The organism is Marinomonas sp. MED121 (assembly GCF_000153025.1).
In the GTDB taxonomy this organism is placed as follows: Bacteria; Pseudomonadota; Gammaproteobacteria; order Pseudomonadales; family Marinomonadaceae; genus Marinomonas.
The window spans coordinates 1187250-1204265 of the sequence record NZ_CH672429.1; the positions used below are offsets into that span (position 1 = coordinate 1187250).

Below are 17016 nucleotides of genomic sequence, written 5' to 3' on the forward strand. Positions count from 1 at the left end.
GAGCCAACTAAATGAATACAATGAATCATCACTGGCAGCGTTTTACCCTAAAGCAAAAGCTGTCCCGTTATGCGGTTTACCTGGTGCTTATCATGGCTATGGTGCAATCGATTCAATCGGTCGAGGTCATCCCTGAGTTCTTCTTTGATGCCCCAGAACAAATGGCAGACATGTTCAGCCGTATGTGGCCCATTGATTTTGCTTACTATCCTGTGTCCGTTCATGACGCCATGATAGAAACCCTTAACATTGCCACCTTAGGCACTTTAGTTACCTTGATTTTTGCTCTGCCATTAGCCTTGATGAATGCCAGCAATATTGTGGCATCCCCTTGGGTACACTGGATCGCTAAGTTCTTCTTAGTATCTTCGCGCTCAGTTAACTCACTGGTTTGGGCGCTCTTGTTTGTCTCTATTTTTGGCCCGGGTGTTATCGCCGGCGTGCTCGCCATTGCCTTTCGTTCTGTTGGTTTTGTCGGCAAACTATTAGGAGAAGCGATTGAAGAGGTAAACATGGGGCCAATTGAAGCCTTAAGAGCCACTGGCGCCTCTTGGATATCAGTACTACTTAAAGGTTATTGGCCACAAATTCTGCCTGCCTTTTTCAGTATCGTGCTCTTTCGTTGGGACATTAACGTACGTGAATCAGCAGTATTAGGCTTGGTCGGTGCTGGTGGTATCGGGGTGGTATTAAGTGACTCTATGAATCTATTTGAATGGCAGCGAGTGGCAGTTGCATTACTCTCTATTTTTGTAGTGGTTATCATCGCAGAGATTGTGGTGGTGAATATCCGTAAACGTTTAATCTAACGATTTCATTTCACCCTTTCATTCGAAAGAGGGCTCAACTTTATTCTAAAGGAGAGCCCTTTTCAGGTTTAATTAAGGCCTGAGACCACTCATCTAAAATGATTTTTCGCTTCATTTCATCACTTAAAACTAAAAGTTTTAACCCTAAAGCAATAGGCCGGGTCGTTGTCGAGTTGGAAATATCAAAGCTGGATTCTAAGTACTTTTTCCTCACACTTTCATTAATAGGAAACAGGTTAGAGTGCTCAGCCAAAATACGCTGACCCTCTTCTGAAATCAGAAAGTCTAAGAATACTTTAGCCACCTCAGGATCAGGTGCCGTCTTAGGTATAAACGCCGTCCGCATAATCGCCATCGTATAATCAGTTGGCAGTATGACTTTGATTTGAGGGTATTTCTTAGACCAAGATTTGGCGTAAGAGCCCAGTAGGTTATAAGCAATGGCGATTTCATTATCGGCCAGTGCCTGCAGCATAGACGCACTACTAGGATAAAGCTGCACATCATGAATACCAAAAGACTCTAGTACTCGCCCATAACTGGTGGATTGCTGACTATCGTGTGACCATAAAAGATAACCTAAGCCGACTTTTTCAATATCAAAGGTGCCTATTTTCCCCTTAATACGATCACTGTTTTCTCGGATGTATTCCAACATGCGCTCACGGCTTTGCAGGTCAGGCGTCAAGATACTTGAATTATGGGAAATAAAATCGTGATTATAGGCAATGACCGCAGGTTCATAAGTAAAACCAAAAAGCTCATTACGCCAGCTCGCCCAATCGGGTAAAGCACTGGTTTGAGCAGAACGATAACTTTGGGCGTAACCATCGTTAATAAGTTTTATTTGAAGGTCCATGGCAGAGCTGGTAATCAAATCCGCTTGGGTAAATTCACCGGCAATAAAACGCTCGTAAAGACGACGGGTCCCTAGCTCTTGATAATCAACCTTGATATTAGGAAAACGTTTTTTAAAAGCATTAAGCAAAGGGGCAATTTCGGGATAATCTGCGGCACCTCGAATATTCAGCTGGCGTTGCTCTAAAAAGACACTGTCTCTTTTTGCCTCTTGGTTGGCAAAACTATCTACTCCAATGGCGACACTTAATAACGCACAGCTAAACAAGCGCAAAGCTTTCAAATTAACTTTCGGCATAGCGCGCAACATAACACTCAACATGGCACTGGAGATCTGACTAAACCTGGCTTTCAACATAAGCTAGCCCACCAACTCAAACGTTAAATTTACCACCAACCCCTTAGGCTCATTATCACTCAGCGTTAATAAAGCATTATGATGATCAGCCACTTCTTTAGCGATCGCCAAGCCTAATCCGGTTCCCGATCGGGGATTATTCGCACTACGATAAAAGCGCTCAAACACATGGGGCTTTTCACTGTCAGGTATCCCAATCCCCTGATCCTTTACCGCCAGTCGTATCATAGGCTTTAAAGCATGGGTCACACTTAAAATACTGACACTGACCACAGAATGGGGAGGGCTGTATTTAATGGCATTTTCTAAGATATTTCGTATCATTTGCTCTAAAGCAAACGCATCTCCTAAAATGTTTCCTGCGTTTTCTCTGGCGAAAGTCTCCTCCCCTTCAAAACTGATTTCTATGTCTTGCTGTAAAGCTGAGACAACCACATCCTTGCAAACCTTTTTACTCATTTGTGCCAGGTTAATTCGCATCAATTGTTGGCTTTGAAACCGGTGAGATAAAGTCGCCTGTAATAACAGCTGCGAAACCGTATGATTTAACATGTCACAGGATTCAATCACACGAACAAGTTGAGCATGACGAGTCGCTTCATCGTCTTCACTCAGGGCATTTTGTGCTTGAGACTTTAACCCTGCTAGCGGTGTTCTCAATTGATGGGCGGCCTCACTGGTAAAGCGCTGTAATTGGTTTAGGTTGTTATCAAGTTGGCCCATAAAGTGATTAATACTTTGCACTAAAGGCGTTAACTCAGACGGTACAGGCAAGTTGATTTTCGACAAATCAAACCCGGTCCGATTCGATAAGGCCTTGTTCAATTCTTTAATGGGTTTTAAAAGAGTCCAAATCCCCAGTACAACCAAGATAAAGCCAATAAAAATAAATGGCAGCACTAACTGGATAGCGCGCCAGCTGATCTCGCTGGCTAAGGCTTCACGGGCAATCACAGTTTGCCCTATTTGGATACTCACATCCCCTTGGTACAAGGTTTCAGTCAGCTGCTTTTTAAACAACACGAACCTCACCGCCTCACCTTGATAGGCCCCATCAAAAAAACGCGGCTCAGGTCTAGTTTGCTGCTGGATTAGCTTTCCTCTCCTATCGGTCTCACCCAATTGAGGCAGATCTTGATAACCAGTAATTTTATTTCCCCCTTTGTCACTGATACGATAAAACACCCTATCGTTAGGCGCAGAGGATAAAATTTCAAAGGCTGACCAAGGCAAATCTACTATCACTTGACCCTCTTTCATACTGATACTTTCAGCGGTTTGTAAAGCCGCACTGGTGAGTAAACGATCAAATGAAATTTGGGCAGAACGTTTGCCATAACTATTGGCTAAGAAAAACGTGATAATGGTCATTAGGATTAATAACAGCAAGGTCATGAGCACCAGCTGGCTACGGATAGAATTCGTTTTATTTCCTCTACCCATTAAATTCTTCCAAGATATAACCTAAGCCTCGTAAGGTACGAATCTCGACGGCACTGGTTTGCAATTTTTTCCTCAGTCTAGCCACGTAAAGTTCGATTGCATTGGGGCTAGGTGGCTCATCAAAATTGTAAAGGTGATCAATTAAGTCATCCTTGCTAAGCACCCAACCTGTATGGGTAATAAAGATCTCTAACAAGCGAAACTCTCTCTGCTTAAGATCAACTAAGACCTGATCGACATACACACAACAGGCCTTTCTATCTAAGCTGAGATTGCCGTAACTAATGACATTCTGTGCTTGCCCTTGATGACGCCTTAATAGGGCACGACATCTGGCATCAAATTCACCAAAATCAAAGGGCTTGGTTAGATAATCATCGGCCCCTAAATCCAATAACTGAATTCTATCTTCCACTTGATTACGGGCGGTGAGTATCAGTACTGGCGTATTAGTTTGACGCACTCGAAGCTTATTCAACACTTGCTCACCATTCATACCCGGTAAATTCAAATCCAATACCACAAGGTCATACTCTTGATGCCTTAATATGTCATTCGCATCAGCGCCACTGGTTGCCAAATCCACCCCATGCCCCTGCTTTAGCATACGTTGGCTAATGGCTTCACCCAGCACATCATCATCTTCGACAACCAGTATTCTCATTTTTTTTACCTGATAGAGATTTGATTTAACTCACTTATTTATTTTCAAGTGCTCAGTGCCATCCTTAGAAAATCTTACAAAAACCGATAAATCCCTTATTTATTTAATGAAATATTAGCAGTCAGTTATAGGCCTGTTAAGATAAATAAATTTTTGTCATGACAGCTTGGTGACAGCTTGATCCGGTATTTTGCGGCCACCTTAATGCTGATAAAAAATAGCAACAGAAGTTTGATTATTAAGTAGAACGACTCGCTCTTTTAGACTGCTTGATTATGGCAATAAGCCCACCACTTCAAAATTATAATAGGTGCACTGAATGCTAGATCCACAATTTTTTGCTTTAACTTTAGCCGATTGGATACTGATAGGAACCAGTTTCTTTGCCTCTTTTATGGCAGCAGTCGCAGGCCTTGGTGGCGGCGTTTTACTCTTAGCTGTGATGATTTCCTTCTTCCCCCCTGCGGTCGTCATTCCACTACACGGGGTAATACAGTTGGGCTCTAATGGCTTTCGCGCCCTGATTATGCGTCAATTTTTCAAGCAAGATATTCTGCTGGCCTTTACCTTTGGCTCAATCCTAGCTGCCATTATTGGCTCTCAAGTGGCAGTGAGCTTAGATGAGACTCTACTTAAAGTCATACTGGGTATCTTTATCCTGTACATGGTGTGGGGCCCCAAAATTAGCCCAGTGAATATGACGCGTAAATTCCGCTTCTATCTTGGCGGCTTTATCAGCACCTTTGCCTCCTTGTTTATTGGCGCTTCTGGCCCAATTACAGCGGCATTTATGGGCCGAGAGAAGATGTCGAAAGAAGCTAAAGTCGCCACCCATGCCGCTGTCATGTCGATACAGCATGGCTTTAAAATCATTATCTTTGGCTTTTTAGGCTTTGCTTTCTTCGACTATGCCCTATTAATGACCCTGATGTTACTGACAGGCATGCTAGGCACTTATGCGGGTCGTCATATGCTATTTAAAATCCCTGAATCCGTGTTTCAGGTTTTATCCAAAACCGTGATTACCCTTCTGGCATTACGTCTTTTATATTCTGCCTTATTGGCTTGATTGCAGTTTTTTTTCAGGTGAAAGCACAATACTCTCTTCTCTAAATTGGTGACAGGTTCAAGACAGCTTAGCTCCCTAAGCTGGAGTTTAAGTCGTAATAGGACGACTACAACAAGCTCACTGGTTTAGATAATGAAAAAAATAAATAATATCTATGACACTCTTGTCATTGGCGGTGGTAATGCCGCACTTTGCGCAGCCATAACCGCTGCAGAGGCCGGCCTAAAAGTCCTCATTCTTGAGGGGGCACCTAAACCCTATCGTGGCGGCAACTCACGCCACACAAGAAACTTTCGCTGCATGCATCCAGCACCCAAAGCCGTGCTCACAGACAGCTATACAGAAGAAGAATATTTTGATGATTTACTCAAGGTCACCAAGGGGAAAACCGATGAAAAGCTAGCCAAGCTTGTCATCAAGAATACCCATGAGTGTTATGACTGGATGCAGAATCATGGGGTTAGATTTCAGCCGTCCCTGTCCGGCACCTTATCCTTATCCCGCACCAATGCCTTCTTTATGGGCGGTGGAAAGTCTTTAGTCAATGCGTATTACCGTCAGCTTGAAAAGTTAGATGTGGATGTACTTTATGAGGCCCAGGTCACCCATTTAGACTTACAGGGCAATCACATAAAATCGGTCACTTTTCACTATCAAGATGAAGTAAGAAAGCTCTCATCAAAGACGGTTATCGTCGCCTCAGGTGGCTTTCAAGCAGATATCGACTGGCTTGCAAGGGCTTGGGGGCCAGCTGCAAAAAACTTTCTTATCCGTGGAACCCCATATAACAAAGGGGTGGTACTCGCGAATTTACTGAAACAAGGCGCGACCTCTGTCGGTGACCCAACCCAGTGTCATGCGGTTGCGATTGATGGCCGTTCGCCTAAATATGATGGCGGCATAGTGACACGCCTAGACTGCGTACCTTTTTCTGTCGTTGTGAATCAAAATAGCCAACGTTTTTACGATGAAGGGGAAGATGTATGGCCTAAACGTTATGCCATTTGGGGCAGATTAGTCGCAGATCAACCCGATCAAGTGGCCTATGCCATTATCGATGCCAAATCCTTGGACCTCTTTATGCCTTCTGTTTTTCCACCGATAAAAGCGGACTCACTAGAAGAGTTGGCATTAAAAATGGGATTAGAACCCAATGCATTAACCCAAACCATTCATGGCTTTAATGCTTCATGTAGAACCGGGAAATTCCACCCAACCGAGCTTGATGGTTTAGCGACACAAGGCCTCACACCCGCCAAAACCAACTGGGCCAGACCTATCGATACACCACCTTTTTATGGCTACAGCCTGCGAACCGGCGTCACCTTTACCTACCTAGGTTTGAAGGTGGACGATAAAGCCCAAGTACAAGGGAAAGATGGCCCGATTATTAACCTTTGGGCGGCTGGGGAAACCATGGCGGGATCCATTTTAGGCCAAGGCTATCTAGCCGGATTTGGTATGGCAATTGGTACGGTATTTGGCCGTATCGCAGGGCAAGAGGTAGCAAAATATGCAAACCATTGAGATTCTTAATCTAGATACAAATACCAGCGAGCAACAAGCTCTTAAGCCTTTGGAGCAAGCAAGACGTCAGCTCGAAATCTGTAATGCTTGTCGTTATTGTGAAACCTATTGCTCTGTTTTCCCAGCCGTTCACAGGGAAAGATCATTCTCCGATGAGAACTTAAAACAGCTCGCTAACCTGTGTCATAACTGTCGCGGTTGCTATTACGCTTGCCAATATACCGCCCCCCACGAATTTGACTTAAACCTGCCTCAGGCACTGGCTAAAGTCAGACAGGAAAGTTGGCAGGATAATGCTTACCCAGCCGCCTTTGCCAAAGCGTTTCATAAGAGCGGAGCCGCCATTGGCGCAGCAGTCATTGTCGGTTTTGCAGCTCTACTGTGGCTAATTCAACTTATGGGCACCCATTCAACGACAGACTCACAAGCTAACTTCTATGACCTGTTGTCACACAACCTTATGGTGGCGCTCTTTATGCCAGCCTTTTTGCTGCCTTTGGTTAGCATCGCCTTTAGTGTTAGACGCTTCTGGCAAGACATAGATGCAGAGCCATTACGCTTAATCCATATTAAAGGGGCTTTTGCCTCAGCGGCGAAAATGAAAAACCTCGCCGCAGGTCATGGTGAGGGTTGTAATTACGAAGATGAAGACAGGTTTAGCCAAGCCCGTCGTTATTTTCATCAGGCGACCATGTATGGTTTTTTACTCTGTTTTGCAGCTACGAGTACGGCTACCCTGATGCACTATTTGCTTGCTATGGCCGCGCCCTACGATCTCACCTCTTTACCTAAAATACTGGGCATTATTGGCGGTATTTCACTGAGTATTGGTACTGCAGGACTAGCTTATTTAAAGCTAGAAGCGGATAAGTCTCTGGGGGATACACAAGTGTGGGGCGGCGAAATGGCTTTCGTACTTCTGCTCTTTTTTGTGAGCACCTCAGGCTTGGCCCTATATTGGTTTGGACAAAGCCCTTGGCTAGGGGAGCTTTTAGCCTTGCATTTAGGCTGTGTGTTAGCCTTTTTCTTACTTATGCCCTACTCGAAAATGACCCATGGTTTTTATCGTCTCGCCGCGCTCATAAAAGAGGAACAAAACAAGGTATAACCGAACCTTCGCTGAGCTCAAGATTGAGCTCAGCGTTTTTAATGGTTTAGGCCAGAATTTCCTGTTTGATCCAATCAATAAACTTCACCACATCGGCTCTTTGGGACAAGTTCTTAGTACAGATAAGATGATAGTGATATTTGGCCCTTAAAGATTGTGGGAAAAGTCGAATTAAACGACCAGTTTTTAAGTCATCCGCCGCCAGTACACTGCTGGCCATCGCCACCCCTTGCCCATCAATTGCGGCCTGCAATACCATGCTCGACATACTGAATCTAGGACCGTGTTTAAAAGCCTCTTTGTTTAACCCATTCTCTTCAATCCATTCAGCCCAACCGGGAAAGGACTTGTCCGCAGAACGCCGTTCTAAGTGCAATAAAGGATAATCACTTAGGGCTTCTAAACTGGCACACTGGGTCATCAGGTGAGGGCTACAAACAGGAAACAGCTCTTCATGGGAAAGCGCCTCAACATGCATCCCCTTCTCCTTGATCGCGCCATAACGAATGGAAATATCCACATCATCATGGGCAAAATCGATGAGCCGAGTAGAGGCATCAATACGTAAATCAATATCAGGGTGCTTACGCCTAAATTGCTCTAATCGAGGCAATAACCATTTCGCCCCAAAAGAAGGGGCCACACTAATGGTAATGAGTTTTTGTTCACTGTAGGTTTGCGCTTTTGCTGCCGCATCGCCTAACAATTCAAACCCTTGTTCAATTAATGGAAGGCAGGCTCTACCCGCTTCAGTTAAGCGCACAGATTTATTTAAGCGCTTAAACAGTTCGACTTCTAAGTGCGCTTCTAACAATTTAATTTGCTGACTAATCGCGCCTGTGGTGACACATAACTCATCTGCTGCTTTTTTAAGACTTTGATGCCGTCCAGCCGCTTCAAATGCCTGCATCGCTTTTAAAGGAGGTAAGCGTTTCATCGTGTTTTCCAATTTTTCAGTTTAGTTATTCTATTATTTTTATCATCACCATTGGTATAAATTATTTTTTTATTAAGCCTTATCATTCAAAGCACCATTTTATTTTATTTGAATTTTTACTAAACCAAAATTTCAAAACCGGATAATAAACAATCATTAGAACTATGAAACATCAAAAATAAAAACTATTAAAACAAACACTTAATAAAAAAACCTTTCTTTTTAACACTAAAACCAAATCGCCGTATTTTTCACTTAATATATTAAGCTAATATTTCAGTGTAGTTTTTCTATATCAAATAGCTAAATCTTATCGTTTGTCAGTCCAAAGCCTCCACGTTACTTTAGCCAACATCAGCAAGACCTAAATTAAAAACAATATTTTGATTTAGAAAATCTAAACAATAAATCGAGGTTGTCTCATGCAAACATCCATTCCCTGCACCATGATGCGTGGCGGCACGTCACGTGGACCTTATTTTTTGGCGAATGATTTACCTCGAGATTGGGAAACCCAAAAACAGGTTTTATTATCTGCGATGGGATCTTGCACAGGTCAACAAATTGACGGCATTGGCGGTGCCACCAGCTTAACCAGTAAAGCAGCAATTATTTCAGTTTCCGATAGTCCAGAGGCCGATATTGATTACCTGTTTGCACAAGTGTCTATCGATGATATGTCGGTAGATACTGCGCCATCTTGCGGTAACATCCTCTCTGGTGCGGCGCCTTTCGCCATAGAGTCCGGTTTAGTCCGAGCTCAATTAGGGGAGACCTTAGTCAGAGTACGCAATCTAAACACCAACTCTTTCATCCATGTGCTGGTACAAACCCCTGATGGTTTTGTTAATTATGAGGGTGAAACTCAAATTGATGGTGTTGAAGGCAGCGCCGCCCCCGTCATGCTCAACTTCTTGAATGTTGCAGGCACTAAAACAGGCAAGCTATTCCCTACAGGTCAACTAAAAGAAGTCATTTTAGGCGTCGAGGTTAGCTGCATTGATGCGGCTATGCCTATGGTGCTTATTCCTGCAACAAGTCTTGGGGTTAAGGGCGATGAGTCAAAACAGACGCTAGATATGGATAAAAACTTGCTGGCCCGTATCGAAGCCATTCGCTTAATTACAGGTAAAAAAATGGGCTTAGGAGACGTCTCAGATCAAGTGATTCCCAAAGTCGGCCTGCTAAGTGCACCACAACAGGGTGGCAGTATTACTTCTCGCTATTTTGTCCCTCATAACTGTCATGCCAGCCACTCTGCCACCGGTGCGATTTGTGTCAGTGTTTGCGCAGCCATTCCAGGCACAGTCGCCGAAGGCTTAACCCCCATTGGGCTCGATAGCAAACTTAATCGCTCGCTTGAAAGTAGAAGCAAAGGTGGCGATAAAGCGAAGCAAATCATTATTGAGCACCCAAGTGGCAGGATCACCATCGCCTTAAAGATGACACTTAATCAAGAGAATTCTGAGATTCATCAAGCAGGATTAGTGCGCACTGCCAGACGCTTATTTCGGGGAGATCTATATGTGCCAAGTCGCATCTGGACACCGTTAAAGCAGCAAGCCTCTTAATCGGTTTGCTCATATAAATAAAACTAAAACCCGCAAGCTATGACAGCTTGGTGACAGCTTGTCTTCCTAAGGTACACCTAAGGCAATCCTTAAATAGTAATAAAAAAAGTAAATCCGATTGGCTCGCCAATCACCCTTAATACAAAAATAATTATGAGGCTTACAATGAGTTTTCAACCTAAAAAACACGCAATCACACGATTGATGCAAGGCATCATCACGGGCGCAAGTATTGTACTTGCGACACTTTCAATCCCCGCACAGGCAACTGACTTTAGTGGCGAACGTGTTGAATGGATTATTCCTTTTAAAGAAGGGGGCGGCTCAGACACTTGGGCACGTTTCTACGCGCCTATGATTTCACAAAACCTACCGGGACAGCCTGTGGTTGTGGTGAAAAACATTCCTGGCGGTGGTTCAACAAAAGGGGCTAACCAATTCCAACGTCGTGCCAAAAGTAATGGACTTAATGTTCTCGGTACCTCAGGCTCAACGCAATTCCCTTATCTATTAGGTGATCGTCGCGTTAAATACGAATACCAAGACTGGCATGCCGTTCTTGCTACACCAACAGGCGGTGTCTTCTATGCTAACGCTGAACTTGGCATAAACTCAGCGAAGGACCTAGTCAAACTAAGAAACCAAGAACTTAAATATGGTAGCCAAGGTGCAACCTCATTAGACCTAGTACCGCTACTCGCTTTAGACATGTTAGACATAGATGTAAAAGCGATCTTTGGTATGAAAGGCCGTGGCGCGGGTCGTCTTGCTTTTGAACGTGGTGAAGTCAACATCGATTACCAAACCAGTGCCGCTTACCTGAAAAAAGTGACACCTCTGGTAAAAGAAGGCAAAGCCATCCCTATCATGACTTGGGGTATTTTGGCTGAAGACGGTAGCTTACAAAGAGACCCGACTTTCCCTGATCTCCCTCACTTTGCAGAAGTCTATGAAATGATTCATGGTGAAGCCCCGTCTGGTACTGACTTTAAAGTTTGGAAAGCTTTCTTTGTCGCAGGTTTTGCCGCTCAAAAAGGTATCTTCTTACCCAAAGGCACCTCAGAAGAAGTGATTGAAACTTGGCAAAATGCCATTGCTAAAACCGTTGAATCAGACGAGTTTAAGAGCCGCTCTGAAAAGGTGTTAGGCCTTTACCCACAAGCTATCTATGGCGATGCTACCAGTGCCTTTAACACTGCACTTTCTATCTCAGATGCAGATAAAGAGTGGGTCCGCAGTTGGTTGACGCAAAAGTATAACGTACGCTTTTAATCCCTCACTATCTTTACCCTTTCACTTTGATAAGCCCTGTTATCAGGGCTTTGACAAGCTCACTTATCGGAGAGCGCACATGCCTCACCTAACCCACACCTGTGGCAAAAAAATAGTTCGCCATTTAATTACTCTAAGAGGCTTGAGCGCATGATTGATGCATTCTTAATCGCCCTGCAAACCATACTCACGGGCACTCATCTTTTATACCTTTCTGGCGGCGTTTTACTGGGTCTGGCCATTGGTATTTTTCCAGGTTTAGGTGGCATAGCAGGCCTCTCTCTCCTATTACCTTTTTTATTCGGAATGGAACCCGTTTCGGCCCTTGCCATGTTAATTGGTTTGGTGGCGGTTATTCCCACCTCTGATACTTTCACCTCAGTATTAATGGGTATCCCAGGCTCAAGTGGTTCTCAAGCCACTGTATTAGATGGGTTTCCTATGGCCAAAAAAGGCCAAGCGGCCAGAGCCTTATCGGCGGCTTTTTCTGCCTCTTTGTTCGGTGGTTTATTTGGCGCCTTAGTGCTCACCTTATTTGTTCTGATTGCTCGCCCTGTCATCTTAGCCTTTGGCTCAGCTGAGCTCTTTATGCTGACTTTACTCGGACTTAGTATGGTGGGTGTGCTGGCGGGTAATAGTCTGGTTAAAGGCTTAAGCGCCTGCGGCATTGGCCTGCTGTTTGGCAGCATAGGTGGCGCTCCTGCGACCGGTGAATATCGCATGAGTTTTGATAACAACTACCTAATGGATGGCATTCCGTTAGTGGTAGTGGGCCTAGGTATTTTTGCTATTCCTGAGATTATTGACCTATTAAGACAGAACCGTCCTATTGCTGAAGCCTCAAAACTAGGCAGTGGCTGGGTTGAAGGGGTCACAGACCTAGTTCGAAACAAATGGCTGGCAATTCGTTGTGCTGTTATCGGCTGTATTGTGGGTGCTTTACCAGGCCTTGGTGGTAGCGTTGTCGATTGGATCGCTTATGGTCATGCGGTTCAAACCTCAAAAGACAAATCAGAATTTGGTAAGGGTGATGTGCGTGGTGTCATAGCGCCAGAATCGTCCAATAACGCCAAAGAAGGCGGTGGCCTTATCCCTACCCTACTCTTTGGTATTCCAGGCTCTGGCAGTATGGCGGTATTTTTGGGTGGCATGGTATTGATCGGCCTTGAACCCGGCCCAGCTATGGTCAGCACAGATTTAGACATCACCTACACCATTGTCTGGTCTCTTGCGATGGCAAATGTGATTGGTGCTGGCGCTTGTTTAATCCTATCCAAATGGGTCGCCAAGCTCACCACCATACCTTATGCCCTAATGGCCCCTTTTATGATCATGGTGATCTGCTTTGCCGCTTTCCAAGCGACTCGTGATCTTGGTGATTTGATGGCGCTACTAGGCATTGGTTTATTAGGCATTTTAATGAAGCGTTTTGGCTGGCCAAGACCTGCTTTCTTAATCGGCTTTGTACTCGCTGGCGGTATGGAAACCTATTTATATCAAGCGGTACAGTTTGATGGTTGGGGCTTCCTACTTAAGCCGGGCGTTATCATCATTGGCATCATGACGGCGGTTTCGATTTACTTTGCCACAAGACATGCAAGTAACTCTGATACTAACAATGAGTCAGATGATACTAATGGCGCTGACGACTTCGATAACGCTGACGGCTCTGCAACGAAAAACTTTGAAAGCAATGAGAAAGACAAGCTAGTCCAAGCATCAGCTAAGACTCAGTACTCCATTCGCCCACAGGTGGTGTTTGCCACTGCAGTTTGTCTGACCTTTGCCTATGGTTTGTATGACTCTTTACAGCAATCCTTTTTAGGGGGCGTGTTTACCGCAGGTTTATCCGCTCTCATGCTCATACTGTCAGGCACGGTACTTTATAAGCTCGTCACTCATAAACCTGATGATCCGGTGAACTTTGATAATGAAATCGTAGCCGGCTACAAAGGCGATCAAAGTGTTGCCAGCTTGATGCATTACATCTATTGGTTGGTTGGTCTTATTCTTGGTTGTTTTGTCCTTGGCTACCTCATTTCCATCAGCCTCTTTTTTATTGCCTTCTTGGTCTTAAAAGCCCGTACTTCTTTTATTAAAACCGCCTCTCTCACCATGAGTGCCGTTTTATTCTTAAGTGTTTTATCCCATGTCATGGTGTTAGATCTTCCCCGTGGCCTGCTACAAGACCTAGTTCAACTTCCCTGGCCAATTGGCTAGGGAGTTTTCTCGCGGAGATTTTTATGATTACCCCAAAATCCTTATTAATGCCCTTGTCCACCAGTGGTCATATTAGTGAACGTCTTGAAGGCGCCCTTTCTGTTGCTAACTACTTTGATGGCCATTTAGAAGTGCTGCATGCCCAAGTGAGCCCGAGACAATTTATTCCAGAAGGCGCTATCGGCATCCCTACCAAGCTAGTACGAGAATTAGAGTCGCTGGCGGGTAAGTTTTCTCAGTCTGAATCACAAACACTGCAGACAGAATTTGCTAAATTATGTCGCAAGCTAGATATCAAGCTAAGTGAGCAAGCTTCAAGTAGAAATACCACAGCCCACTGGGTCGAAGTAAATGGTTTACGCAGTGAGCTAGTTGCAGAAAAAGGCAAGGTATCAGACCTTGTCATTATTCCTCAGTCTAAGTCAGGTAAGTCTACGGCCACCTTTGAAGCTGCCATTATGCGTAGCGGAAAGCCTGTTTTGCTGGTCCCAAGAACCATGACCCAATTTAAAGCGGATAAGGTTTTGATCGCTTGGAATGCCAGCACAGAAGTAGCCCGAGCAATCAGCCATGCTCTGCCCATTCTAAAAAGGGCCCAGCAAGTCATTATCACCACCAGCACTCGAAAAGGGTATCGTCAACCAAGCCCGAATGAGCTGGCGAATTATCTGAAAAGCCATGGCATCAATAGCATTATTGAGCAGTTTGATAATAAGCACAGCGCCACGGGGGAAGCCTTGATGAATTTCGCTAAAAACCATCAAAGCCAACTCATCATAATGGGCGCCTACACAAGACGACGTGTGCGTGAACAAATCTTTGGCGGTGTGACTCGTCATATGCTGGCCAAGTCTGATCTTCCCATTTTTATGATGCACTAAAAGCAGTAATCATTATTTCCTATAAATTAATACCGAAAATCCCAGATGAGATTAGCGACAGCGGCCTGTTACCCCCTGTCGTTAACCTATTTCAAAGTACTAAAAGCAAGCATGAGTTTATGTAATTTAAGACAAGATGAAGAGATGCGGCAAATAACTGATAGCAGCTATTTTAAAGGGCTGCATCACTGAAAAAGTGACATTAAAAGAGTTACATTGAAGAAGGGTAAAGTTTGCACAGTTTATCCAGCATGAAATAAGCTTCTTTTACCATGGCAGGATAATCATAGGGGGAAAGCTCCGAACCATCATGGCTTCTTAGGCCAAAGTCGACTTTTAAGCTCAACTTAGCGCTATAACAAGCATCAAGGTCATGTTTTTTTTCCACTAAAACAACTTCAAGGGCAGATTTGAGTGTTTGCGCTTTAAAAAAATCTTCGCCCACTTTGGCAAAACCTTGAGACATGATGTCATCCATGGCCAAATCGAGCTGCGACACTGCCCCATAAGCTTGCTCATAATCTTGCGCGCTTTGCAGTAAACGTAAGGTATTGATGACCTCTGTAATGGTATTAAGATGACTTTGATCGACCCTAGTCTCAGCGTTATCAGTCTGGCTAATTGCAAATACTGACGATGTCAGTATTAGACAATTTGCCATGATAAACACCATTACACACTTTAAGAACATTAACTCGGGCCTACTAAAAACTTAATACTCACAATCTTAAAGGGATTCAGCGAATAAAGGTATCTATTATGATTTAAACCGCCTCTTGCTAAACCCTTGTTGAATCTTGGATGAAGGGCTTAACTAGGGCTTTTGCTTAAGCAAACAAGAGGTTAAAAGTAAAACCAGCAAAAACAGCCATGCTAAAAATCACCAATAAGAAGGCCACTAGCATGGGCCACTGGAATAGTCGTTTTAGCAAAATCAGTTCAGGTAAACTTGCACCACCACTGCCGATTACCAAAGCCATAACAGCGCCAATACTCACACCTTTCGCTAAGAAAGAACCCACTAAAGGTAACAAGGTGGACACGCGAATATAAAGCGGAATACCAATTAATGCGGCAGTCGGCACAGCCACTGGATTATCTGCATTTGCGACCTGAGAGAAGAATTCAGCCGGCACAAAACCATGTACAAATGAACCTATCATCATGGCAATAATCATGTAAGGCAGCATAGACATAAATAAAGGCCAGGTTTCTTGCCAAGCAGTTCGCCAAATACTTGGCGCTTTTTTGCTACTTGTACATTTGTTAGTAGTAGAATCAGAACTAGCACAGGCATTGGCTTTAGTCGTTGGTATTAACATTTCTTGCTTAATAAAGCGCTCAAAACCCAGTGACTGTAATAAAACGCCAGCAAAGACAGAAACCACCAAGGCCAAAGACGCATATAAAAGCGTTATCTTAAAGCCTAAAATAGGGACAAACAGCGCGATCACAATAGGGTTTAATAAAGGCGAGGTAAACAGGAAAGTAATGGTTGGTCCAAAGCCGGCTCTGGCTTTCAATAAGCCAATTAACATGGGGATAGTTGAACAGCTGCAAAACGGCGTAATCGCCCCCAGCCCCGCGGCGGTGAGATAACCACGGCCTTTTCTACCGCCCAAAAGGGCCTGAATTTTATCGGCTGGCAACTTTTGATTAATCACAGAAACCAGATAACTAATCGCAAGAAAGAGTAGGGTTAACTCAATAAACAAGTTGATAAACATAGACAGAGAATCCATAAGCATTGTCTGCATTTCACCCGTTAAGCCCAAACTAGATAGATCTATCATAACCACCTTCTTTGTTAATCTTTTTGTTTAACTTGTTTCTTTTAAATAGTTTCTTTCAAATAGTTTTATATTTCCAAAAACATCGAAATATAATTTCAAAAAAATGACCAACTACTGTTAAGTAGTTAGGCCATTTTATATTATTGATATCTATTATCTAATAACCTGTCAGCCGCTCAATTTAGCACCTTACAAGGTACAGCACTCTTCTTCCAGAAAGTTCATCACTTCACGAAAAGCATCCAATTGAGCCACACAATATAAGCTACGCCCATCTCTGTTTTGCTTAACCAAACCCACAGAAGTGAGCCTTCGAATATGGTGTGATAGGGTTGGCCCTGAAATATCCAAATGCTTTTGAATATCCCCCACCACTAACCCCTTATTCCCCGCTTTTATTAACAAACGAAAAACAGAAAATCGAGTGGCGTGGCCTAACTCACATAAAATATTAGTTGCGTTGTCTTGATTCATTTTGGCAGTATGAACCAAGGCAAAAGATATTT

15 protein-coding genes are annotated in these 17016 nt (G+C 43.9%); 8 read left to right on the forward strand and 7 right to left on the reverse strand.

Annotated features, from left to right (window positions below; translation table 11 throughout):
• Positions 1-11: 11 nt before the first annotated feature.
• Positions 12-809, forward strand: coding sequence for a phosphonate ABC transporter, permease protein PhnE (gene phnE, locus MED121_RS05495; RefSeq protein ID WP_036178789.1), 798 nt, complete (start codon positions 12-14; stop codon positions 807-809).
• Between the two features lie 40 nt (positions 810-849).
• Here phnE and MED121_RS05500 read toward each other — a convergent pair whose 3' ends face one another.
• From MED121_RS05500 to MED121_RS05510, 3 genes are read right to left on the reverse strand one after another with little or no spacing between them, the layout of a single operon-like run.
• Positions 850-2025, reverse strand: a complete 1176-nt coding sequence (locus tag MED121_RS05500; protein WP_009832640.1) for an ABC transporter substrate-binding protein — start codon at positions 2023-2025, stop codon at positions 850-852.
• A 3-nt stretch (positions 2026-2028) separates the two neighbouring features.
• Positions 2029-3468, reverse strand: a complete 1440-nt coding sequence (locus tag MED121_RS05505; RefSeq protein WP_009832641.1) for a sensor histidine kinase — start codon at positions 3466-3468, stop codon at positions 2029-2031.
• Complete coding sequence (locus MED121_RS05510; RefSeq protein ID WP_009832642.1) at positions 3461-4132, reverse strand: response regulator transcription factor; 672 nt, start codon at positions 4130-4132, stop codon at positions 3461-3463. The genes MED121_RS05505 and MED121_RS05510 overlap by 8 nt, the downstream gene beginning before the upstream one ends.
• Before the next feature lie 319 nt (positions 4133-4451).
• Here MED121_RS05510 and MED121_RS05515 point away from each other — a divergent pair, with 319 nt between their 5' ends.
• From MED121_RS05515 to tcuB, 3 genes are all read left to right on the forward strand, one after another.
• The gene (locus MED121_RS05515; protein WP_009832643.1) at positions 4452-5201 is read left to right on the forward strand and encodes a TSUP family transporter; all 750 of its coding nucleotides are present in this window, start codon (positions 4452-4454) and stop codon (positions 5199-5201) included.
• A 132-nt stretch (positions 5202-5333) separates the two neighbouring features.
• The gene (tcuA, locus tag MED121_RS05520) at positions 5334-6728 is read left to right on the forward strand and encodes an FAD-dependent tricarballylate dehydrogenase TcuA (RefSeq protein WP_009832644.1); all 1395 of its coding nucleotides are present in this window, start codon (positions 5334-5336) and stop codon (positions 6726-6728) included.
• Positions 6715-7836, forward strand: coding sequence for a tricarballylate utilization 4Fe-4S protein TcuB (gene tcuB / locus MED121_RS05525; protein ID WP_009832645.1), 1122 nt, complete (start codon positions 6715-6717; stop codon positions 7834-7836). Before tcuA ends, tcuB begins: the two co-directional genes overlap by 14 nt.
• A gap of 46 nt (positions 7837-7882) precedes the next feature.
• Here the strand turns inward: tcuB and gcvA are convergent, their stop codons facing one another.
• Positions 7883-8773 (reverse strand): transcriptional regulator GcvA, encoded by an 891-nt coding sequence (gene gcvA / locus MED121_RS05530; RefSeq protein WP_009832646.1) that lies wholly within the window; start codon positions 8771-8773, stop codon positions 7883-7885.
• Positions 8774-9195: 422 nt separating this feature from the next.
• Between gcvA and MED121_RS05535 the strand changes: the two genes are divergently transcribed.
• The 4 genes from MED121_RS05535 to MED121_RS05550 all read left to right on the forward strand — a co-directional run bounded on the left by MED121_RS05535 (position 9196) and on the right by MED121_RS05550 (position 14717).
• Complete coding sequence (locus MED121_RS05535) at positions 9196-10344, forward strand: 4-oxalomesaconate tautomerase (RefSeq protein WP_036178791.1); 1149 nt, start codon at positions 9196-9198, stop codon at positions 10342-10344.
• 165 nt (positions 10345-10509) lie between these two features.
• Complete coding sequence (locus tag MED121_RS05540) at positions 10510-11616, forward strand: tripartite tricarboxylate transporter substrate-binding protein (RefSeq protein ID WP_009832648.1); 1107 nt, start codon at positions 10510-10512, stop codon at positions 11614-11616.
• Positions 11617-11766: 150 nt separating this feature from the next.
• Positions 11767-13836, forward strand: a complete 2070-nt coding sequence (locus MED121_RS05545) for a tripartite tricarboxylate transporter permease (protein WP_009832649.1) — start codon at positions 11767-11769, stop codon at positions 13834-13836.
• Between the two features lie 23 nt (positions 13837-13859).
• The gene (locus tag MED121_RS05550) at positions 13860-14717 is read left to right on the forward strand and encodes a universal stress protein (protein WP_009832650.1); all 858 of its coding nucleotides are present in this window, start codon (positions 13860-13862) and stop codon (positions 14715-14717) included.
• 211 nt (positions 14718-14928) lie between these two features.
• Here the strand turns inward: MED121_RS05550 and MED121_RS05555 are convergent, their stop codons facing one another.
• From MED121_RS05555 to MED121_RS05565, 3 genes are all read right to left on the reverse strand, one after another.
• Positions 14929-15378 carry a hypothetical protein gene (locus tag MED121_RS05555; protein WP_036178793.1) on the reverse strand — a complete coding sequence of 150 codons (450 nt, stop codon included), beginning with the start codon at positions 15376-15378 and terminating at the stop codon, positions 14929-14931.
• A 166-nt stretch (positions 15379-15544) separates the two neighbouring features.
• Positions 15545-16510, reverse strand: coding sequence for a permease (locus MED121_RS05560; protein ID WP_009832652.1), 966 nt, complete (start codon positions 16508-16510; stop codon positions 15545-15547).
• A gap of 189 nt (positions 16511-16699) precedes the next feature.
• Positions 16700-16984, reverse strand: coding sequence for a metalloregulator ArsR/SmtB family transcription factor (locus MED121_RS05565; RefSeq protein WP_009832653.1), 285 nt, complete (start codon positions 16982-16984; stop codon positions 16700-16702).
• Between the last annotated feature and the right edge of the window lie 32 nt (positions 16985-17016).

Bases quoted from the DNA above. Each gene is read 5' to 3' on its own strand.
- phnE (WP_036178789.1), top strand. From the start codon at position 12: ATGAATACAATGAATCATCACTGGCAGCGTTTTACCCTAAAGCAAAAG.
- MED121_RS05500 (WP_009832640.1), bottom strand. From the start codon at position 2,025: ATGTTGAAAGCCAGGTTTAGTCAGATCTCCAGTGCCATGTTGAGTGTT.
- MED121_RS05505 (WP_009832641.1), bottom strand. From the start codon at position 3,468: ATGGGTAGAGGAAATAAAACGAATTCTATCCGTAGCCAGCTGGTGCTC.
- MED121_RS05510 (WP_009832642.1), bottom strand. From the start codon at position 4,132: ATGAGAATACTGGTTGTCGAAGATGATGATGTGCTGGGTGAAGCCATT.
- MED121_RS05515 (WP_009832643.1), top strand. From the start codon at position 4,452: ATGCTAGATCCACAATTTTTTGCTTTAACTTTAGCCGATTGGATACTG.
- tcuA (WP_009832644.1), top strand. From the start codon at position 5,334: ATGAAAAAAATAAATAATATCTATGACACTCTTGTCATTGGCGGTGGT.
- tcuB (WP_009832645.1), top strand. From the start codon at position 6,715: ATGCAAACCATTGAGATTCTTAATCTAGATACAAATACCAGCGAGCAA.
- gcvA (WP_009832646.1), bottom strand. From the start codon at position 8,773: ATGAAACGCTTACCTCCTTTAAAAGCGATGCAGGCATTTGAAGCGGCT.
- MED121_RS05535 (WP_036178791.1), top strand. From the start codon at position 9,196: ATGCAAACATCCATTCCCTGCACCATGATGCGTGGCGGCACGTCACGT.
- MED121_RS05540 (WP_009832648.1), top strand. From the start codon at position 10,510: ATGAGTTTTCAACCTAAAAAACACGCAATCACACGATTGATGCAAGGC.
- MED121_RS05545 (WP_009832649.1), top strand. From the start codon at position 11,767: ATGATTGATGCATTCTTAATCGCCCTGCAAACCATACTCACGGGCACT.
- MED121_RS05550 (WP_009832650.1), top strand. From the start codon at position 13,860: ATGATTACCCCAAAATCCTTATTAATGCCCTTGTCCACCAGTGGTCAT.
- MED121_RS05555 (WP_036178793.1), bottom strand. From the start codon at position 15,378: ATGGCAAATTGTCTAATACTGACATCGTCAGTATTTGCAATTAGCCAG.
- MED121_RS05560 (WP_009832652.1), bottom strand. From the start codon at position 16,510: ATGATAGATCTATCTAGTTTGGGCTTAACGGGTGAAATGCAGACAATG.
- MED121_RS05565 (WP_009832653.1), bottom strand. From the start codon at position 16,984: ATGAATCAAGACAACGCAACTAATATTTTATGTGAGTTAGGCCACGCC.